The sequence below is a fragment of the Candidatus Krumholzibacteriia bacterium genome, from assembly GCA_035268685.1.
GTDB lineage: Bacteria > Krumholzibacteriota > Krumholzibacteriia > JAJRXK01 > JAJRXK01 > JAJRXK01.
Map to the genome: position 1 here is coordinate 47463 of DATFKK010000173.1, position 20503 is coordinate 67965.

16 protein-coding genes are annotated in these 20503 nt (G+C 70.1%); 11 read left to right on the forward strand and 5 right to left on the reverse strand.

What is annotated here, in order from left to right:
- The first annotated feature begins 2 nt into the window (after positions 1–2).
- From VKA86_16750 to cdaA, 9 genes are all read left to right on the forward strand, one after another.
- Entirely contained in the window at positions 3–635 is a 633-nt protein-coding gene (locus tag VKA86_16750) for a hypothetical protein (protein ID HKK72854.1), read from the forward strand.
- Positions 632–2215, forward strand: a complete 1584-nt coding sequence (locus VKA86_16755; protein ID HKK72855.1) for a HAMP domain-containing sensor histidine kinase — start codon at positions 632–634, stop codon at positions 2213–2215. The genes VKA86_16750 and VKA86_16755 overlap by 4 nt, the downstream gene beginning before the upstream one ends.
- The gene (locus tag VKA86_16760) at positions 2212–3567 is read left to right on the forward strand and encodes a sigma-54 dependent transcriptional regulator (GenBank protein HKK72856.1); all 1356 of its coding nucleotides are present in this window, start codon (positions 2212–2214) and stop codon (positions 3565–3567) included. Before VKA86_16755 ends, VKA86_16760 begins: the two co-directional genes overlap by 4 nt.
- 516 nt (positions 3568–4083) lie before the next feature.
- The gene (locus tag VKA86_16765) at positions 4084–5430 is read left to right on the forward strand and encodes a helix-turn-helix transcriptional regulator (GenBank protein ID HKK72857.1); all 1347 of its coding nucleotides are present in this window, start codon (positions 4084–4086) and stop codon (positions 5428–5430) included.
- A 1-nt stretch (position 5431) separates the two neighbouring features.
- Positions 5432–6763: a helix-turn-helix transcriptional regulator gene (locus tag VKA86_16770; GenBank protein ID HKK72858.1), complete on the forward strand. Its 1332-nt coding sequence runs from the start codon at positions 5432–5434 to the stop codon at positions 6761–6763.
- Between the two features lie 287 nt (positions 6764–7050).
- Entirely contained in the window at positions 7051–8685 is a 1635-nt protein-coding gene (locus VKA86_16775; GenBank protein ID HKK72859.1) for a hypothetical protein, read from the forward strand.
- 67 nt (positions 8686–8752) lie between these two features.
- On the forward strand, positions 8753–9415 hold the full coding sequence (locus VKA86_16780; GenBank protein ID HKK72860.1) for an outer membrane beta-barrel protein: 663 nt from the start codon (positions 8753–8755) through the stop codon (positions 9413–9415).
- Between the two features lie 169 nt (positions 9416–9584).
- Positions 9585–10505: a dihydropteroate synthase gene (gene folP, locus VKA86_16785; GenBank protein ID HKK72861.1), complete on the forward strand. Its 921-nt coding sequence runs from the start codon at positions 9585–9587 to the stop codon at positions 10503–10505.
- The gene (cdaA, locus tag VKA86_16790) at positions 10498–11337 is read left to right on the forward strand and encodes a diadenylate cyclase CdaA (GenBank protein ID HKK72862.1); all 840 of its coding nucleotides are present in this window, start codon (positions 10498–10500) and stop codon (positions 11335–11337) included. Before folP ends, cdaA begins: the two co-directional genes overlap by 8 nt.
- Before the next feature lie 21 nt (positions 11338–11358).
- On the opposite strand, the gene VKA86_16795 is transcribed toward cdaA, so the two are convergent.
- The 4 genes from VKA86_16795 to VKA86_16810 all read right to left on the reverse strand — a co-directional run bounded on the left by VKA86_16795 (position 11359) and on the right by VKA86_16810 (position 17852).
- Positions 11359–13620: an HD domain-containing phosphohydrolase gene (locus VKA86_16795; GenBank protein ID HKK72863.1), complete on the reverse strand. Its 2262-nt coding sequence runs from the start codon at positions 13618–13620 to the stop codon at positions 11359–11361.
- 127 nt (positions 13621–13747) lie between these two features.
- On the reverse strand, positions 13748–13975 hold the full coding sequence (locus VKA86_16800) for a helix-turn-helix domain-containing protein (protein HKK72864.1): 228 nt from the start codon (positions 13973–13975) through the stop codon (positions 13748–13750).
- 271 nt (positions 13976–14246) lie between these two features.
- Positions 14247–16409 (reverse strand): chemotaxis protein CheW, encoded by a 2163-nt coding sequence (locus tag VKA86_16805; protein ID HKK72865.1) that lies wholly within the window; start codon positions 16407–16409, stop codon positions 14247–14249.
- Between the two features lie 45 nt (positions 16410–16454).
- Positions 16455–17852, reverse strand: coding sequence for a hypothetical protein (locus VKA86_16810; protein ID HKK72866.1), 1398 nt, complete (start codon positions 17850–17852; stop codon positions 16455–16457).
- 340 nt (positions 17853–18192) lie between these two features.
- Here VKA86_16810 and VKA86_16815 point away from each other — a divergent pair, with 340 nt between their 5' ends.
- Positions 18193–18969: a hypothetical protein gene (locus VKA86_16815; GenBank protein HKK72867.1), complete on the forward strand. Its 777-nt coding sequence runs from the start codon at positions 18193–18195 to the stop codon at positions 18967–18969.
- A gap of 3 nt (positions 18970–18972) precedes the next feature.
- On the opposite strand, the gene VKA86_16820 is transcribed toward VKA86_16815, so the two are convergent.
- Complete coding sequence (locus VKA86_16820; protein HKK72868.1) at positions 18973–19842, reverse strand: alpha/beta fold hydrolase; 870 nt, start codon at positions 19840–19842, stop codon at positions 18973–18975.
- 255 nt (positions 19843–20097) lie between these two features.
- Here VKA86_16820 and VKA86_16825 point away from each other — a divergent pair.
- A partial coding sequence (locus VKA86_16825; GenBank protein ID HKK72869.1) for a hypothetical protein occupies positions 20098–20503 on the forward strand: 406 nt, incomplete at its 3' end.

Genomic DNA, 20503 nt, shown 5'->3' on the forward strand with positions numbered 1-20503 from the left:
TCGTGCGGCCGACCCTGCGCACCGCCCTCGCCCTGACGGTGTGGCTGCTCGCGGCCACGCCCGTCACGGCCGGCCGCGTGGTCGAGGTCGAACCCTACCGCGCCGACGGCTGGCTGTACGTCGACGTGCACACGGCCGACCTGCTCGATCCGCGCACGCGCAGCACCGTCGAGAGCGGCCTGCCCGGTCACTGCCGCCTGCGCCTGGAACTGCGCGATGCGCGCGACGAGGTCGCCGTGCGCCGCGTGGTCGAACGCGTGCTCGAGTTCGATCTGTGGGAAGGCATCGCGCGCGTGCGGCAGGGAGCGTCCGAGCGTGCCTTCCGTTCGATCGACGCCGCCGACTCGGCGTGGTCGCACTTCGCCGGTCTGCGGCTGTTGCCGTGGGAACGCGTGGACCTCGACGGCCGGTACCGTCTGCACGTGCAGGTCCGGGTGGAGCCCTTCGGTCCCGAGGAACGCGAACGCGTGTCGGAGTACGTGAGCGAGAGCGAACGCGGAGACCGGCGCGAACTCGCCTTCGATCTGGGCGGCCTGGTGGGCCGCCTCGTCGGCCGCGGCGGCACCGACGACGACGCGCCGGTGTGGACCAGTCCTCCGTTTCGTCCCGCATCGCTGCCGGAGCGTGCACCGTGAGTCTGCGCGCTCGGTTGGTCCTGCTCTTCGCCGTGCTCACGTTGCTGCCGGCGTTGCCCGCGGCGTGGGTCACCCACGATCTGTTGCAGCGCACCGTCGACATCGCGCTGCGCGACGAGATCGACCAGGCGCTCGAGGCCGGCGTGCGGCAGACACGCGCGGCGTTGCAGGTGCAGCGCGATGCACTGGGTGCACTGGGATCGCGATGGACGGCCGCCTTGGCCGAGGCCGGTGACCCCGTCGCGGTCGACCCGTCGTTCTCCGATCCGGCCGTGCGCGTGGAGGTCGTCGACGGACCGGTGCTCGTGGAGGGCCGGCTCGGCGAAGTTCCGGAGACCCGCGAACGCGGTGCTCCTCCGGTCGTGCTGCGTGAACGGGTCGACGTGGGGGGCACCCGGCTTCGCCTCACCGCACCCGTCGATCCGCAGTGGCGCGCCGACGCCCTGCGCACCAGCGAGTCGTTGCAGATGCTGCGGCTGCTGCGCGCCGAACGGTCGTCGATCGAACGCGCCTTCCTCGTACCCTTCGTAGTGATCGTCGCGATCGCGTTGGTGGTCGCCGTCGGCGCCGCGTGGTGGTTGGCACGCGGCTTCACGCGACGTGTCGAACGTCTGGTCGCCGCCACCGATCGCGTGGCCACCGGCGACTGGTCGGTGCGGACCGCGTTCGACGGCGACGACGAACTCGCACGCCTCGGCCGCGGCTTCGATTCGATGGTCGCCTCGCTCGACGCCCAGTCGCGACGGCTGGTCGATCTGGAGACCATGGCCGGCTGGCGCGAGATGGCCCGCGCGCTGGCGCACGAGGTCAAGAACCCGCTCACGCCGATCCAGTTGACGGTCGAGGAGATGCGCGAGCGCTACCCCGGCGACGACACCGAGTACCGCGCCCTGCTCGACGAGTGCAGCCGCATCGTGATCGAAGAAGTGGAATCGCTGCGTAGCGTCGTCGGCCGCTTCCGCGACTTCGCGCGGCCGGTGGAACTCGATCGTCGTGCCTTCGATCCCAACCGCCTGCTGCACGACATCGGCGCGCTGCAACGCGACCTGCGCGTGGACTTCGATCTCTCCGACGAACTTCCCGCCGTGCACGGGGACGAGGACCGCCTGCGGCAGATCCTCATGAACCTGGCGTCGAACGCGCGCGAGGCCGGGGCGACGTCGCTGCGGTTGGCGTCGGCACCGCACGCCGAGGGGGTGGCCCTGGTGTTCGAGGACGACGGCCCCGGCATTCCCGCAGCCGAGCGCGCGCAGGTGTTCGAGCCGTACCGCACGGGCAAGGCCGGCGGGCTCGGGCTGGGTCTGGCGCTGGTGAAGGGGATCGTGCTCGCCCACGACGGATCGATCGAGGTGGACGAGGGCAGGCTCGGCGGGGCACGGTTCACGGTAGTGCTGCCGTCGGGCCAGGCTTCGGCAGCGGCAATCCATGCTTCCGCGGCAGCAGTCCCCACTTCCGCGGTGGAAGTCGATGCTTCTGCACCGGACGTCCGCGCTTCCGCTGCGGAAGTCCCGACTTCCGGCGCGGAACATCCCCAGCGTGGGGACGGAACAGCCGACGACGACCCGGAGGATCCGCGATGACCACCAAGCCGCGCCTGCTCGTGGTCGACGACGAACAGAACATCCGACGCTCGCTGGGCATGATCCTCGGCGGCGCCGGCTTCGAGGTCTTCGACGCGGCCACGGGGGAGGACGCGCTGGCGTCGCTGGGCGAGCGCGCCGTCGACGCCGTGTTCCTCGACGTCATGCTGCCCGGCATCGACGGCATCGAAACGCTGCGCCGTCTGCGCGTCGATCATCCCGACCTTCCGGTGGTGATGATCAGCGGCCACGCCACGATCGAACGCGCCGTCGAGGCCACGCGACTCGGCGCCTTCGACTTCGTCGAGAAACCCTTCTCGCGCGAGCGCATCCTGACCCTCGCCCGCAACGCGTGCCGCACCGCTGACGCCGCGTCCGATGCATCGGCCGACGACATGATCGGCCGCAGCGAGGTCATGCAGCGACTGCGCGAACAGATCGACCGCGTGGCGCGGACCGACGCGCGCGTCCTGTTGCGCGGTGAGAGCGGCACGGGCAAGGAACTCGTGGCCAAGCGTCTGCACGACCGCAGCGCACGCGCCGGCAAGCCCTTCGTGAAGGTGAACTGCGCGGCGATCCCCGAGGAGCTGATCGAAGGCGAACTCTTCGGTGCCGTGAAGGGTGCCTACACGGGTGCCGACGCCGACCGCGAGGGCCGCTTCGCCGCCGCCGACGGCGGCACACTGTTGCTCGACGAGATCGGCGACATGAGTCCGCGCGCACAGGTGAAGGTGCTGCGTGTGCTGCAGGAAGGGGAGTTCGAACCCGTCGGCTCGACGACGACGCGATCGGTCGACGTCCGCGTGGTCGCCGCCACGCACCAGCACCTCGAGGACCTCGTACAGCAGGGGCGCTTTCGTGAAGACCTGTACTTCCGTCTGAACGTCATTCCGTTGCACGTTCCTGCGCTGCGCGAGCGTCCAGGCGATGTCGAGGAGCTGGTCGGACACTTCCTCCACGAGGAGTCCTCACGCTACGACGTCACCCCGCCGCGGATCACCGAGCCGGCGATGGCCCGACTCGCGCGCCACGCGTGGCCCGGCAACATCCGCGAGCTGCGCAACGTGGTCGAGCGGCTGGTCGTGCTGCACGCCGGGGGGACGATTGGTGTCGATGCACTACCCTTCGAACTGAACGAAGCCACGCCGAGCACGTCCGCGGCGGAAGTGGACACCGACTACACCGGACTTCCGCTGAAGCAGGCCAAGGAACGGTTCGAACGCGAGCTGATCGAGGCCGCGCTCGCCCGCCACGACGGAAACGTCACCCACGCGGCCCGTGATCTGGGGCTGGAGCGCACACATCTGCACAAGCGGATCCGGGCCCTCGGAATTGGCCAAGACGGCGCCTAGGGGCGCCGTTCTGTCTCTTCCAGGCCGGAATCCCGAGGTGACCCAGGCCGGAAACGCCTGGAAACGGACCCCGTTTCAGTTCGTTTCCGCTGATCCCGTGCAGGAGAATGCGTAGGGTTCTCCTCGAGAAGGCCGGCGGCCACCGCACCCCACGTTCGGGAGCCTGTGGGGCACGGAGCCGCCGGCCGCGCTCTACCCACTGCACAGAGCCTTCCACGCGACGCTCCGATCGGCTATCCTCTCAGTGTTCCCTGCGGATGGCTCCCAACCACCCGAAGCCGACCGAAGCAGTTCCGCATCTGCTGGACCCCGGTCCCCGTCGGTCGACAGACTGGCCCTGCTGGCTCCCGATGCCGCGTTCGATGAACGTCGACATCTGCAGTGGCGTGCGTCCATGCCCGCTCGCCGACCCGCGCCGCTCCGGCGGTTCCTCGCGGACCGTGGACGTCAGCGTGTGCCCGGTCGAGGCCGGCCGGCGCGACTCCCTTCGCGCCCGCCCGCGAGGGAATCCGTGACATGGCCCGACGTCAGAACCTCGACATCTCCGACGGATACACCGCAGGGCGCCTGGCCGAGCTCCGGCAGGCCCGCGGTCTGACCAAGACCGAACTCGCCGAGGCGGCGGGCGTGACGTACCGCACGGTGCACGACCTCGAGAGCGGCCGTCGTCCACGCGCGCAGGAGAAGACGCTGATCCTGCTGGCCGAAGTCCTCGGGGCGTCGTTGCAGGATCTTCTTCCACCACCCCCGACGGAGGCGGACGACGCGTCCCCCACGCCCACCGCCACGCCCTGGTATCGCCGCCGACGCACCCGGCACGCCCCCCTGGTCCTCGGTGCCATCCTCCTCGCGATCGTCTTCGGTTTCGAGACCACGAAGTCGCACCTGGTGCCGGTGTACACTCCGCTCGACACCGTGATCCGCGCCGAGGTCCCCGGCCTCGGCCTCGCCGCATGGTCCCGCGAGTACGACTCACGCATCATCTTCCTCGAACCGTCGCCGTGGACCGACGATCTCTGGCTCGCCGGTTTCGGCAGCCGCGCGGAGGACGGAAGCCGTCTCCGGGCCCTCGACCGCCGCACGGGAGAGATGCGGTGGGAAGTCTTCCCCGAGATGTCGGAGCTGCGCGCGGCCTACGGCGACTCGATCGTGGACGACGCCTACTTCAGCGTGGGCGACATGGTCGCGGCCGATCTCGACGGGGATGGGACGTCGGAAGTGGTCCTGCGCATCCACCAGGACATGTGGTTCCCCACGGCCATCGTCGTCATCGACGACCAAGGCACCGTCCTCGGTCAGTACGAGCACCCCGGCCATCTCCTGCACTTCACCGCGGGCGACGTCGACGACGACGGCCGCGACGAGATCTTCCTCACGGGATCCATGAACTGCGATGCACACGAGGGCGCGGCGGCGGTCCTGCTCGATCTCGAGGGATTGTCCGGCGGCGTTCCCTCCCACGCCGACCGCACGCCTGCCGTCATCGAGACCGACGGTGCGCCCGCGCGCCTGATCCTGCGCAACTACCCACCCGCGATCATGAACCAGTTCGACAGGGCGAAGCGCCTCGGAGCGCACTCGCCACGGATCGTTCGCGGCACGGACGGGCGCGCCTCCCTGACCTTGCGCGTCGGCTCCCATGCGAGACCCGGCACCGGCACCGACGTGTTCTTCCGCCTCACCCCCGACCTCCGCGTGGTCCGCGTGGACATCGAGGACGCCTTCCGACACACGATCCTGTCCAGCTGGCCCGACTCCCTGCAGCCGGGCCCCACCGACCCCGCGTGGCTCCGCGAATGGACCCGGACCTACATCCGCTACGAACGCGGTCGACGCGTGGACGACGCCGCGGAGAGCCGCTGACATGCCGCGCAGCGCGAACGTCGACGTCTCCGACGGCCGCGTGGCGCAACGTCTCACCCAGTTGCGCCTGCGCGAAGGCCTGACCAAGGCCGAGCTGGCCGCGTCCGCCGGGCTGACCTACCGCACCGTGCACGACCTCGAGAGTGGCCGTCGTCCTCGCGTGCAGGAGAAGACGCTGATCCTGCTGGTCGAAGCGCTCGGGGCGTCGTTGCAGGACGTGTTGCCGCCGCCCACGGATACAGAGGACGCACCGTCCGCACCCGCGCGCGCGCCCTGGTACCGGCGCCGGCACGCACCCCTCGCGGTCGGAGCCCTCCTGGTGGCGGTGTTCGTCGGCTTCGAGACGACGAAGTCGCACCTGGTGCCGAACTACATGCCCCGCGGACGCGAGATCCGCGCCGAGGTCCCCTTCCTGGGCCTGGCCGCTTGGACACGGGAGTACGATTCGCGGGTCAGCTTCTACCGACTGTCTCCATGGACCGACGACCTCTTGCTGGTGGGACTCGGCAGCGACGCCGCCGACGGCGGCCGTCTCCTCGCGCTCGACCGGAGGAGCGGTGAGATCCAGTGGGAGGTCGGCCCAGACGTGTCCCAACTGCGCGCTGCGTTCGGCGATTCGATCGTCGATGATGCCTACTTCAACGTCGCCGGCATGACCCCGGCCGACATGGACGGCGACGGCACGCCCGAACTCGCCCTGCGCATCAACCACGGCAAGTGGTTCCCGATGGCGATCACCGTCGTCGACCGGGAGGGGACGCGTCTCGGTCAGTACGAACACCCCGGGCACGTCCGCGACTTCGTGGCGGGCGATCTCGACGACGACGGGCGCGACGAACTCTTCCTGACCGGCACCGTGAACTGCGATGCGCACGAAGGGGCGACGGCGATCGTGCTGGACCTCGAGGGGCTCTCCGGCGGCGCCCCTCCCCACGACGAACGGACGCCCGGCACCATACCCACCGACGACGCGCCGACCCGTCTGATCCTCTGCAACTACCCGCCCGCGATGATGAACCAGTTCGAGACGATGCGCCTGGCCGCACACTCGCCGAAGATCGTTCGCGGTGACGACGGGCGCGTCGCCCTGACCCTGTCCGTCGGCCCTCGGCCCCACCCCGACTCGAGCTCCGACGCCTTCTTCCGCCTCACCCCCGACCTCCGCGTGGCCAGCGTCGGTATCACGGACGCATTCCACCTGACGATCCTCGCGAGCTGGCCCGACTCCCTGCAGCCGGGCCCCACCGACCCCGCGTGGCTCCGCGAGTGGACCCGGTCCTTCATCCGCTACGAGCGCGGGCGACGCGTGGACGACGTCGCAGAGAGCCGCTGACGTGCCGCGCAGCGCGAACGACGACGTCTCCGACGACCGCGCCGAGTGGGTTCCGCCACACGATCCCCCACCGGATCCGCACACCCCGACCGTCACACCGTGACGGATCGGCACACCGGTCGCGCGCGTCCGGCCGTCCGCAGCGGACTTCCCAAGTCGAATCCGTGAAACGAGTTACGGCCGCACACGGCGGACCCTCCCCGGCTGGCCCCACCCTTGATGGCTCTCCGGACAGCGCCCGGGGGACCCGTCCCCGGTTCCTCGCACCCCGCACCGGAGACGAAACCATGAAGCACCTGCTGTGGACTCTCGCCGTGATCAGTGCCGTGGCCCTGACCGGCTGCACCAACGACCTGACCGAGCCCCAGGACTCCGAGGTCTCGTCCGAGGCCCGCACCACCGCCGCGACCCGGACCGACGAGGTCCTCCGGGCCGAGGCGATGATGCAGACCGCCGACACCGTCGACGACCTGACCGGCGGCTTCGCCGTGGGCCTGGCCGACGAGACCAGCGGCCTCGACATGGAGCTCGGCGAGGGCTTCGAGATCCCCGACACCGGCGCGCGCGACCTGAGCGCCGGCGCGACCCTGGTCCGCGCCCAGCGCGCGAAGGCCGCCACGCAACGCATCCCCGCGATGGACACGCTCGCCCGCCGCGCGCCCGGCGACCTGATCGTCGAGTTCACCGAGGAGAACGCCGACGGTTCGGTCACCGTGGTCCGGATCTACGAGGGCGACACCGAGGACGTCGTGCGCGTGACCCGCAGCACGACCTGGCCCGACGGCAATCTGCTGCTCGCGGCGATCGACGACGAGATCCTGGTCGACGTCGGAGCCGACCCCGTGGACGAGTCCGACGACGTGTGGCTCTTCCTGCAGAGCACGATCTCCTTCGTCGGCGGCCAGTCGTTGAGCCGCACGATCGACCTGCAGGACCAGGGCGGTCTGCAGGACGACGCCGTGGTCGACATCGTCAGCACCTTCGAACCGCGTCCGGAGCACCCGCGCCTGGTCGACATCGTCAGCACGCTCACCGTCGACGTCGGGCTGCTCGCCGACGAGGGCGACGACCGCTTCGTGCGCGTGGAGCGCGTGACGCGCCTGTCCGGCACCGCCCACGACGGCGACAGCCCGCGCGTGGTCGAGTCGCTGGTGCCCGAGGTTCCCGTGGCCGAGGGCGAGGAGCCCTGCGGCGGCACGCTCGAGCGCGACAGCTTCTTCCGGCAGGACCGCGCGCTGAAGCGCTGGACCGACCGCGCGAGCTGGAGCTGCGACGGCGGTGGTCAGCTGAGCCGCGCGCTGGTCTACGCCGACGACACCGAGGACTCCGTCACCATCACCGAGGACGCCCAGGGCGTGGTCACGCTCGAAGCGCTCGAGCGCGACGGCACCGAGACCGACGGCTCGTACGATCCCGCCACGCGCGGCTTCGAGTTCACCACGGTGTACCCGGCCGGCAGCGATCCCGTGCAGCGCGCCGTGCAGGGCTCGACCAACGCCGACGAGACCGAGTTCACGCTCGCCGAACAGGTCACCTACCTCGACGGCTTCGTCGAGAGCAACGAGTTGTCCGGCGTCGAGTCGGCCGACGGGCGCACGCTCTCCGGCTCGCACGACGGCCGCGACGAGAGCCTGGACTTCGAGCTGTCCAGCAACGTCGACGAGACCCGCCTCGAGGGCTGGATCGAGAACGACCAGCAGCAGCGCGTGGAGTTCGCGGCCGAAGAACTGCCCGACGGCTCCCGCCTGCTCGACTTCACCGCCACCGAGCCGGGCGTGACCGTGGTCGGTCACCTCGAGGCCGGCCCCGACGGCTGCGGCACCGGCACGCTCGAGATCACCGAGGACGGCACCACCGTCACCATCGAGTTCGAGTTCTGCGACGACGACCTCGACGAGTCCGCGATCCTGGCCGCCGGTTGATTTCCACCCGATCGTAGGGCCGGGTCCGCGGTGGGCCCGGCCGCTCCATCCTTCCGGAGACGCCGCCATGAACACCCGAGTGATCGTTCCCACGCTGCTGCTGATCCTGCTCCCCGCCGCGGCCGCCGCGCAGACCGCCCCGGTCGAGCACGCCTTCACCGAGCCGACCGAGCGCCCCGGCAGCGCCCGGCCCGGGCCCTACGTCACCCTCGGACTCGGCGGCTTCGGGTTCGATCTCGACGACGAGGTCGCCGATCGCTTCGCCGACCTGGACATCGACCTCGGTGAGACCGCCAACGGCGGGAGCCTGGCCGTCGGCTGGTCGTGGTCGAACGAGTTCGCCCTGGAACTGCGCGCCGGCGGCGGCGAGGTCGAGACGGCCAATCCCGACGTCGAGTCGATCTTCGGACAGCTGGCCCTGGCCGCCCGCGCGCCACTGGCTCCGCGCGCCCGGGTCGCGCCCTACCTCGAGGCCGCGCTGGGCTTCTCGGTGCTCGGCTTCACCGGCGACGGAATCGAGGATCGCGCGCTCTCCGGCGGCCACACCGGCCTCGGCGGCGGCGTCGAGATCCACCTGCACCGGCGCTGGGCCGTGGACTTCGGCTACCAGTTCTCGCTGATCGACTTCGAGCAGGAGACGCTGTCGACGACCAGCGGGGATCGGGAGATCGAACTCGACGGGAGCGGTCGCGCCCACCGCTTCGAGGTCCGCACCGTGTTTTCCTTCTGATGTGCCTCGAAGATTGTGCACACCGCGAGCGGGGGTCCGAAGGGCCCCCGTTTTCACGCTCCGTCACCGACTTCGTCACCCCGCGGTGACACTCGATGTCCCGGTTCCGGGACGTCCAGGGGCGCCACGGCCGAGTGCACAATCTCCGAGCCACACTATTCTGATCCCCATGGACCTTCTGCGCCCGGACACCTGGCCCGCCCGCCCCCTCGTCATGGGGATCGTCAACGTCACCCCCGACAGCTTCAGCGACGGCGGGCAGCACCGTCGGTGGGACAAGGCCGTCGAGCACGCCCTGCAACTGGTCCGCGACGGGGCCGACGTGCTCGACGTCGGCGGCGAGTCCACCCGGCCCGGCTCCGATCCGGTCGGCGACGACGAGGAGCTCGACCGGGTGCTGCCGGTGATCCGCGTGCTCGCGGGCGAGACCGACACCCCGATCAGCATCGACACCCGCAAGCCGGCGGTGGCCGAGGCCGCGCTCGAGGCCGGAGCCGTGCTGGTGAACGACGTGAACGGGCTGCGCGAGCCGGGCATGATCGAGACGATCGCCGGCGCCGGAGTGGGGGCCTGCATCATGCACATGCAGGGCACGCCACGGACGATGCAGCAGGAGCCGCACTACGACGACGTGGTCGGCGAGGTGCTGGACTTCCTGCGCGATCAGGCACACCGCGCGATCGCGGCCGGGGTGGACCGCGAACGGATCTGGGTCGATCCGGGGATCGGCTTCGGCAAGACCCTCGAGCACAATCTCGCGCTGCTCGCCGCCCTCGACCGGTTCGCGGAGCTGGGCTACCCTGTGCTCGTGGGGGCCAGCCGCAAACGATTCATCGATCGGATCAGGACCGCACCCGTGGACGAGCGTCTGGGCGGAAGTCTGGCCGCGATCGCCGACATCACGCGCCTGCCGCGCGCGGTCCTTCGGGTGCACGACGTGTTCGCCACGCGGCAGTTCCTCGAAGTGCGCGCCCGGATCGCCGAGGCGCGGGGCGGGCACCTGGCGCCCGCGCTGCGGTCCGAGTCCCCCTTCGACGAGGCCGCCTCCGGAGACGACGACCCCAACGGCCGCGAGGACCGCCGTGGGTGAACTGTACGAATTCCTGCGCAGCACCTACCTGCTCGACGTCATCGACATCCTGGTCGTCGCCTTCCTGTTCTATCGTCTCTACATCGTCATCCGCGGGACCCGGGCGACCGAGATGTTCGCCGGCCTGGCGATCCTCTTCGCGTTCTCGCTGGTGGCGCAGTCACTCGGACTGCTCCTGCTCAACCAGATCATCGTGAGTCTGCAGACGGTGTGGTTGATCGCGGTGGTGATCCTCTTCCAGCCCGAGCTGCGCGGGGCACTCAGTTACCTGGGCAAGACACGCTACTTCCGCTTCTTCGTCAAACCGCAGCAACCGGCGGTGATCGACGAGCTGGTCAGTGCGGTGAACCGGCTGAACCGCGCGGGTCTCGGAGCGATCCTGGTCCTGGAGCGTCAGACGGGCCTCAAGAACCACATCGACACGGGCAAGGAGATCAACGCGGATGTCTCGGCCGAGCTGCTCGAGACGATCTTCACGCCTCCCACGCCGCTGCACGACGGCGCGGTGATCATCCGCGGCGACCGGATCCGCGCGGCGGGTTGTATCTTGCCGTTGAGTCGCAACGAGAACCTGGCCTACACGCTGGGCACACGCCACCGCGCGGCGCTCGGGATCACCGAGGAGAGCGACGCCTTCGTGATCGTGGTCAGCGAAGAGAGCCGGCAGATCAGCGTGGCCGAAGAGGGCCGACTGAAGCGCCGCTTGAAGCTGGAGCAGTTGCGGAACGAACTCGAGCGCGTGTACGGGGCGGCCACCACCGAGGGTGTGCAGGAGCCCGAGTCGAAGAAGTCCCGCACGCCGAAGCCGCGCGCGGCAGCGCGCGAGGACTGAAGCCGCGGCCGCGGATCCGGGTCAGACCGTCGCCGTCGTCCTCAGCAGGTCGTCGACGTCGGCGTCGTCGAGGCCCGGGGTGGGGTCGTCGCGCAGGATCTCGACGAAGACCTCGATGACCACCGGGTCGTAGCGCATCTCCCAGTTCTCTTCGAGCACGGCGACGGCCTCGTCGGGACTCAGCGCCGCGCGGTAGGGCGTGTCGCGGATCATGGCGACGTAGCTCTCGACCACGCTCACGATCCGCGCACCCTGGGGCACGGCGGTCCCTCGCAGACGATGCGGGTAGCCCTCACCGTTGAATCGCTCGTGGTGGTGCAGGACCACGTCGCAGGTCACGTCGGAGAATCCGGTACCACGCAGGATCTCGGCGCCGGCGATCGGGTGGCGCTGGACCAGCTTCCATTCCTCGGGCGTGAGGTTGCGCGGGCTCTTCAGCACCAGGTCGCTGATCTCGATCATGCCGACATCGCGTAGGACGGCACCGTAGAGCAGGTCGAGGCGGTGCTCGCGGTCGTAGTTCATGCGCTCGGCGACGCGGGCCACGTAGTGGACCACGAGGTCGGTGCTCGCGGTCTCGCTCGCGCCGATGCGCTTCTCGTTCAGCGTGACCAGGGTGCGCGCCACGTGCAGGGCCTGGTCCTCGAGGGCACGCACACTGCGCACGTTCTCGGCCGCCACGCCGGCCTGGTGGATCAGGGCCTGCAGGTACTCGGGGTCGAAGTTCCCGCTGCCCTTCGCCCGCCGCGCGGCCAGGGCCAGCAGACCGGAGGTGTGCTCGTTTCCGCGCAAGGGAATGATCACGTCCACACCCAGCCGGTCGAGCTGCACCACCGATGCGCCCCACTCGTCCGGATCGGCGCTCTCGGGCCGCAGGACGTGATCGAGTGCGGCCACCCGTTCGGGGGCGACCACCGGCAACGGGCCGATCTCGTCGGCGTCGATGCCGTAACAGTGTTCGGGAACGAGGCGATCGTCGCGGACGACCAGGTAGATCGCACTCGCCACTCCCATCTCGCCGATCAGCGAGATCATCAATCGCGAGATCAGACGCTCCTCGTCGTCGATCCGGTGCAGTTCGCGGCCGAGTTGCATCACGCTGCGCTGCCGACGCAACTGGGCACGCAGTTTCTTCTCCTCGGGGCCGGGCTCGCCGCGCTGACGTCGGCGACCGATGTCGAGGTCCTGGCCCACCTGCCGGGCCAACAGGTCGAGCGCGAGCTCCTCGCTGCTCACGTACTCCTCGCCCGCCTGGCTCTTGCGCACGAAGAACACGCCCTCCATGCGATCATCGACGAACACGGGAACGACCACCTGACAGTTCAAACGGGTGAGGACGTCGCTCTCGTCCTCGCCCAGGTCCGACTCGACCACGTCGATCAGATCGACGGGTCCGGCGCGGCGCTGCAGGACGTTGCAGACCTCGCCGCTGGCCGGCAGGGCCAGCGGATCGTCGTCGGGGTCGTTGGGCACGCGGGCCAGTCGGTCGCCCTCGAGGACGAACAGGTGGACGGTTTCGGCGAGGTCGGCCCCGTGGAGGAGCCCTTCCAGGACCGGTTTGACCGCACGCAGATCGCCAAGCTCCTGCAGCATGGGCTGGGCGTCGGCCAGGGTCAGGTAGGAATGCCGGCGCGTGACGCCGTCGTCGAGCGCGGGCGGGAGGCGAGCAGGGTCCTGGTCCCCGCTCGCTCCCGCGTCGCGCTGCGTCACGGGACGGTCCTCGTCCGCGGCGTCGCCGGGCGACGCACCGGAGTCGGATCCGTCCGCTTCGGCCAGCAGTTCCTCGGCGCTGAGGGTCTCCACGGCTCGCGACACCGCGTCGGCGTCCTCGACGGGCGCCACGGGTGCCGGATCCGCCTTCCACGCCTTCGAGGCGCTGGCCTGGTCCGGTTCGTCCGTCATCGACGGAGCGATGGTCAGCGTGGGCTCGTCGTCCAGCGAGGCCCGCGCGGTCTCGAGGTCGTCGGCGAAGCGGGGCGTGGTCCCGGTGAAGCGTGCGGTCAGGAACGACTGCACGACCGGCGATGCACCCACGAACCAGGGAGGATGTCCCTGCGCTTCCATGTCCCGGGCGAAGCTCCCGAGGACCTTCGCCACCGAGCCGCCCAGGCTCTCGATCGACCCGAAGTCGAAGACGACCCGGTCCTTGCCCGTGGAGCGGCAACGTTCGACGAGATCCTCGACCGCCCGCCGTTCGCGGGTGCCGAGATGACCGGCGACCTTCACCACGAAGAGGCGGGGATCGTCGGTGCGGACGCTCTCGAATGTGGCGCGCAACTGCATGGTCGGGCCCGTCCCTGGACGCGAAGCGGAACGGCCGGCGTGGTCACCGGCCGTCACCGCGGTCACGCGAATGTGTGCACGGAGCGGGGCATGGGGCTCCCGAAGGGAACCGGGACTCTCGAGCGGATCAGACGAGTTCCTTCGTCAGCCACTTGTCGAGCACCGCCTTCAGGAAACGCCATTCGCTCCCGACCTTCTTCGCGGGGATCTTGCCTTCCTTCGCCAGGCGGCAGACGGTCTTGACGTGCATCTTGAGGTAGTCGGCGGCCTCGGTGGAGGTCATCACGGGCGAGGCGCTGTCCTCGGCGCCGATGTAGATCTTGCCGTAGTCGGCACCGAACTTCGTGGTGGTCATGCTGATTCCCCTCGAGAAATCCTGGTGTGGCAACCAAAGGTGCGACCCGCAGTTCAGCAACGGGTGTGCCAACGCCACGACGCGGCACCCGCACCCGTAAATCGCAGCCGGACAGGGACTTGAGGCCCGCGCCGGTCTTCCGTCGGACGAGTGACCGCGTCGCGGTGCAGCAAGGTGCGCGAGAGGAGTTGCAACGCGCCATCGTGGACGGATCGCCGTTCCCGCGCCACCGCCGACCCGTCGCGATCCGACGCGCCATCGCGGGACAGGATCAGGCGGTCAGCTCCCGCAACAGACCCTCGATGTCCGACTTGCGGTAGGGGTCGAGCCAGCAGCGGTGCGCTCCGGTCTTCCGGGCCAGCTCGCCGGAGTACTGCGCCGACACCGAGCTGGTGAGCACGATGGTCAGGTCGGGATAGCGCCCCCGCAGGGTGTGGAAGCTCTCGCCTCCGTCCTGGCCCAGGCGCAGATCGGTCACGAGCAGGTCGACGTGTCCGCGCTCGACGTGCCGCGACGCGGTGGGCAGGTCCTCGGCGACCAGAACCTGCAGACCCAAGGCCTCGAGCGTCCGCGCGAGGTCACGCCGACGGAACTCGGACTGGTTGACGAGCAGGGCCGACTCGAAGCGGCGCGGGCGCGGCGGCTCGGAGGGCGATTCCAGCGGCGGTTCGGCGTGTGGCTCCGGCGCGGGTCCGGCCGCGGTGACCGGACGCGCATCGGGCATCGTTTCTGGCATCGGCTCGGTGGCCGATCCGGACGCCGGTTCGTGGACCACGGCCTCGGGTTCGAAGTCGACCTCTTCGGGCAAGGGTCTCCGTGGGGCCTCGGCGGGAACGAAGGAGTCGAGGTGCGGATCGGCGAGGGCACCGGGCAGATCGAGGAGGTCGCCGGGACGGAAGCGCAGCGTGAGCAGCCGCTTCACGTCGAGCACGGGGGCGACGGTCTCGCCCGTGTCGATGGCCCCGTAGGCGACACCGTTCCAGCCCGAGGGCGGATCGAGCAGCTCGTCGGTCTCGACCAGGCCGCGGGCCGCCTCGCACCCGATCCCCACGCGTTTCTCGACCGATCCGATGACCGCGATCCGGGGGCTCGGCCCGCGCGCCGGGACCACCGCCTCGACGAACTGCGCCAGATCGGCCAGCGGGACGCTGCGGCCCCGCAGTTCGACCGACTCGCCGCTCTCGTCCGCCTCGTACAAGAGCCCCCCGGCCTCGACGGTCTGCTCGACCAGCGACGCGGGAACGGCCACCGAAGTGTCCTCGAGCTCGAGCACACGGTAGTGCGGGCGATCGGGATCCACGGGAAGACTCAGGTCGAAGCGCGTGTGCGCATCGTCGCCGGGCTCGACGCGGATGATCCCCTGGACCTGTTCCAACAGGACCCGCGCGCTCCGCAGACCCGCGAGCACCGACAGGCGATCGGGATCGCCCACCATGCCCGCGTTCTGGACGCGGGGTCCGTCGTCGGCGATCTCGACCCGCGCGCGTCCGTCCTCGATCCGCAGGGCCAGACTCACGCGAAGCATCCCGGGGGCCTGGTCGTCTCCGGCGGCCTCGACCGCGGCGACCACGTCGCGGGCGAGGTGATCGAGGATGGTGGCCACGGACGGGCACAGACCGGGCGCGATCGCTGCGGAATCGCCGAAGGCCTCGACGTGCACCGACCGGCCGGACGCCTCCACGCCCTCGCGCAAACGGGCGACCGCAGCGCCGAACACGGGATCGGACGCCGGGTCGGCGATCGGCACCAGACCGTCGGCGAAGGGACCGGGTTCGAGCCCGGGCAGCAAGCCGTCGTGCCGGGTCCGCAGGCGCAGGCGAAGATCCTTCAACCGCGCCACGATCGGAGCCAGGCGGTCGTCGATCTCCTCGAGGGCCTCGGCCGTGCCCGCCGCTTCGATCTCGCTCTCGAAGCCGGCCACGAGCGCGGTCAGCGACTCGACACCGGACGGCGTTTCGGGAACGACGCGCGTGTCCTCGACCGGCTCGTCCTCGAGAGCCGCCGCGTCTGCGCCGCCGTCGATCGTCTGCGTGTTGTGACGGATCAGCGTGAGCAGCTCGTCGACCTGGCTCTGGAAGGGGCTCAGGTCGGCACCGCTCTCCTGGCCGATCTCGTCGAGGTGCAGCATCAGCGATTCCTCGAGCTCGACCACGCTCTCGAGGATCAACGCCTGCGTGGTGTTCAGAGCCTGCCGCGAGCGTTCCATGCGCTGCAGCCATTCGAGCAGCTCGTCGAGGAACTGCTGCAACACCTCGAGCTGCAGGATCCGGGCGCTGCCGGCCAGGAGGCGCGTCGCCATGACGGCACGACGCAGGTCGACCTGATGCGCCTCGCTCGGACCGTCCTGGCCCTGCGACAGCGCACGCAGACGTACGATCTGCTCGGAGATCTGGGTCGAGAACAATCCGACCTGCGACGACGAGCCGCGAGTCATCGATACCTCGCCGGTGGGCCGGCCGCGCGAAGCGGCGCGGCCGGGCTAGAGTTCGATCGCGCCGAACTCCGAGAGGTCGCGGACTTCGTGGTCCGCGGCGTCGGCGTCGACCTCACGGCCGCCGAGTTCGGCGAGTTCGTAGATCCGCTCCTCGGGGGCGGGATCCGGTGCGCTCGCGACCGGAGTCTCGAAGGCAGGGGCCGGTTGCGAGGCGGCGACCGCCGGAGCGGGAGCCGAGGGCGCCTCGATCCCGGTGAGATCACGCAGCGCCGCCAGCGGTTGCTGCAGCTGTCCCAGGACCTCGCGCAGCGCCTCGGCGTTCTGGTCGAGGACCATGGACTCCTGCACGAGGGACCGGGCCGACGACGAATCGACGGCGCTGCCCGGTCCCGCGGACTCCTGCAGCTGCGACAGTGTACTCGCCTGCTCGCTCTCGCACATCCGTAGATCGCTGGCGATCCGTTGATACTTCGTGGACAGGCTGCGCACGTCCTCGGCGGTGTCCAGCATCTCGGCCGCGGGCTCGCCCAGACGGCTGATCTGCAGGGCCATGGTGATGGCGAGCTTGTTCGATTCCTCGGCCAGCACCTCGAGCGAACGCCGCAGTTCGCCGACCCGCTCGGCGTTCTGCCGCGCGGTGGACACGGCGCCCACGACACCGCTGGCCACGGCACCACTGGAGTCGTTCGCCGCCATGCGATGGGCGGTCCGGGCCACGCGTTCGGCCTGCTCGGCCACCGACTGCACGAAGGTCCGCAGCTCCACCTCGGCGTGGCTCAGACCCGACACGGCCTGCTCCAGCCGCACGCGGTCGGGACCCTGCGCAGCGTCCGCGGTCTCGTCGGGTACCGGCGTCTGCGGGGCCGACCACGCGGCCTCGTCCTCGGCCACGGCACGGGCGCCGCGGGCGTGTTCGTTGATGGCGTCGACCAGCGCGCTCAGGTCCGGGTCGTCGTACTCGGGATCGAGATCGACGTCGGCGCCGTCGGCGCTCCTCATCGACGTCACGAGCGCCGACACGGCTTCGCGTTGGGCCGCGACCGCGAGCTGGGCGCTGCTGGCGGTCTCGGCGTCGTCGGCCCAGCGCTCGAGCACCTTCATGATGGCAGGCTCGTCGTCGAAATCCTCGAGATCGACGTCACGCGGGTCGGAGATCTTGCCCAGGCGCTTGATCGCCTGGTCGCGGGCCTTGCTACCGCGCACGACGCGATCGAGCGGCCGCGCCGAGCTCACCACCGAGATGTAGCCCAGCAGACCGAGCACGGCGACCCCGCCCAGCACCATGTACGCGTAGCGCACGGTCTCGGCGTCCTGGAGGTCGACCTTCCAGCCGAAGAGTTCGATGTAGGCGTAGATCAATCCGAATCCCGTGCCCACCACGAGCAGGAAGACGAAGAGACCGAGTCGCCAGGGCGAGGTGAGGACGATGCGCTGCGCGGCCACGGCATTCTCCCACGATTCCGGATGCGTCGACGGCACGTCCCCGGGCGGGACGTGTCGAACCGTGCCCGAAGGTGGCAAAGCCTGTGCCACGGGGGCCGCGAGTCCCCTGCGGCGGCCTCGTTCGCCGGGCCCGGTGAGCGAATACGCCGCGCGGCACGATTCCCTGGTCGGGCGGATCCCGGCCGCAGCCCCGGCGTACAAGCCCCTGGAGGGCCGATGCGGGTCGAGCGCCACGGGGACTCGGGTCCCCGGGTTGGCACGCGAAGTGCCCGAGTCCCCCTCGAACGTCGATCTGCCCGGGCCGGCATCGCACCGCGCCGGGGCGCCGGAGGAGGGGAACATGCTGCCCACCGACCGCTACTACGACTTCGAAGACACCGTGGACACCCCGGGAACGCCCGGGACGACGTCGACCAGTGAGTTCCTGCTCCGCTGCCTGCTCGGTGCGCGTGGCGAGGCCGGATTCCCCAGCAACGAGCAGGGCTTCGACGAGGACGTGAACGTCTACCTGGTCGGCCTGCTCGGCCGCTTCCTGTCGTCGGCCCACCACGAAGAGGTCCTGCGCTACTCCTACGCCTCGGACCTCGACCTGTCACGCGAGGCGCGGGCCGGTGACGAGCGTTTCCGCTACCGCGCCTACCGCACCAACGCCGACCGACTGCTGCTCGAGATCGGACTGTTCCAACGCGTGGACCGCCCGCGGCCGCACACGCCGCACCTCGAGCGCGAACCGCGCGAGTTCATCGGCCGCGGCGAGACGTATTACGGCATCGCCTCGTCGAGCCTGCGCCGACTGCGCCGCCGCAGCACCGGAACCGAAGTCGCCATGCAGAAGCTGTCCGGCCACTTCGGCGACTACGCCCGCGTTCTGGGGCGCCTGCGCACCTCGTACTTCCACCTGACCGCGCGGTTGGGCGACGGACAGTTGTTCCATCTCATGAACGATCCGCTCGAGGGCGACACGAGCGAAGTCTACGACCGCTTCCTCGACGCCTATTCGGCCTGGAAGACGGATCCGACCGAAGAGACCCTGGAAACCCTCGTCGCGCGTGCGGGCGCGGTGCGCCGCGTCGATCCGGACTTCGCGTTCGACCTGCCGGAGATCGAGGAGGACTGAGCCTCAGCGCCGTGGGGGCCCGCCGTGCTCCCGCGGTTGCCGGTTCTCGCGCAGGAACTCCAGCACCCCGCGCTGCACGTCGCCGGAGCGTTCGCCGCGGTGGAAGTCGTGACCGCCGGTGTCGAGTTCCTGCAGGACGGTGCGGTGGTGGGTGAGCCGCGCGCGCAGGAAGGTCATGCTGCGCGTGTCGATCCGCGGGTCGTCCTTGCACATGGCCCCGTGGATGGGCGTGCCGTACCACCACTTCTGCCGCCGGGCGGCGGCCATGGCGTCGAGCAGCTCGGCCTGCCAGCCGAGAGCGCGACGGACCGATTCGAAGCGGTTCAGACCCAACGACAGCAGCATGCGCTTGAACCAGCCCAGCTTCGGGAACAGGGCCGGGGCCAGCAGCACCATCGAGGTCGGACGCGGCTTCAGATCGAGCTGCAGGGCCAGGGTCGCACCGAAGCTGTAGCCCACGATCGAGACGTTCCTGCAGCAGTCACTGAGCTGCTGGTAGCGCGCCTCGACATCGTAGAGCGCGCTTTCCCAACGCATTTCTCCGGCGTTCGCATCTTCGGTCCCATGACCGGGCAACCGCATGCAATAGACGCTGAAGCCACCCGCATGGAGGAACTCGGCGAGATCGCGGAGGTCGCGAGGGCTGCCCGTGGCGCCGTGGATCAGCAGGATACCGTCGCGCGTGTCGTCGCGCGGGAGGATGAAGGCCCGGTCCTCGGGGTCGATCCCGAGCTCGTCCTCCAGATGGTCGACCTGCTGGGCATAGGCACGCAGGAGCATCTGCCGCGCTCGGGACTTCGCCTGGCCCGATTCGATGAGCTGCTGCAGTTCCCAGATGTTCTTGGACAACGTCTGGGCGACGGGTGCTTCCACAGTGACCTCGCAACGCCGCCGGACGGATCTCGTGGGGTGGACCACGGCGTGGCGGCGCGCCCCGGCCCGAACGCAGAACCTAGCACAGGATCGGCGCTTCGGCTGCCCCGGGACCCTCCGATGCGGCGGGGACGCCGCGCACGGCCGGCCGTGGACGCCACGCGCGGCCGGCCGTGATCCGCCCCGGACTTGCTGGAACCTCCCCTCGCGCGCGATGTTGACCCGACGGGCCCACGTTCCCCCGGAGGTCTTCCCGTGCGCCGTCCACACCGCTTCCCCACCCCGATCCCGGTCGCGCTCCTGCTCGCGCTCGCCCTCGGCGGCTGCGAGGAGAGCAACGACACCCAGGAGATCGAGCTGCCCCCCCTCGCGGTCAACTCGACGGTCCCGGACGAGTTCGTGACCTTCGCCACGGGAACGCAGGACCTCACCGTGATCTTCGAGCGGGGAGCGGCGCCCAGCTCGCTCGAGTCGCGGTTGTTCCCGCTGCCCGCCTCGGCCGGCGACTTCGCGCCGAACGACCCGTCGAGCCGCCGCTCGTGGACGTGGTCCGACGTCGAACTCGACCCGGTCGCCGGGGGCTACCACCTGCTGGTCGATGGCCTGGAGATGGCCATCCCCCATTCGGTGTCGTTCGGCGTCGACCCCGACCGGATCTTCG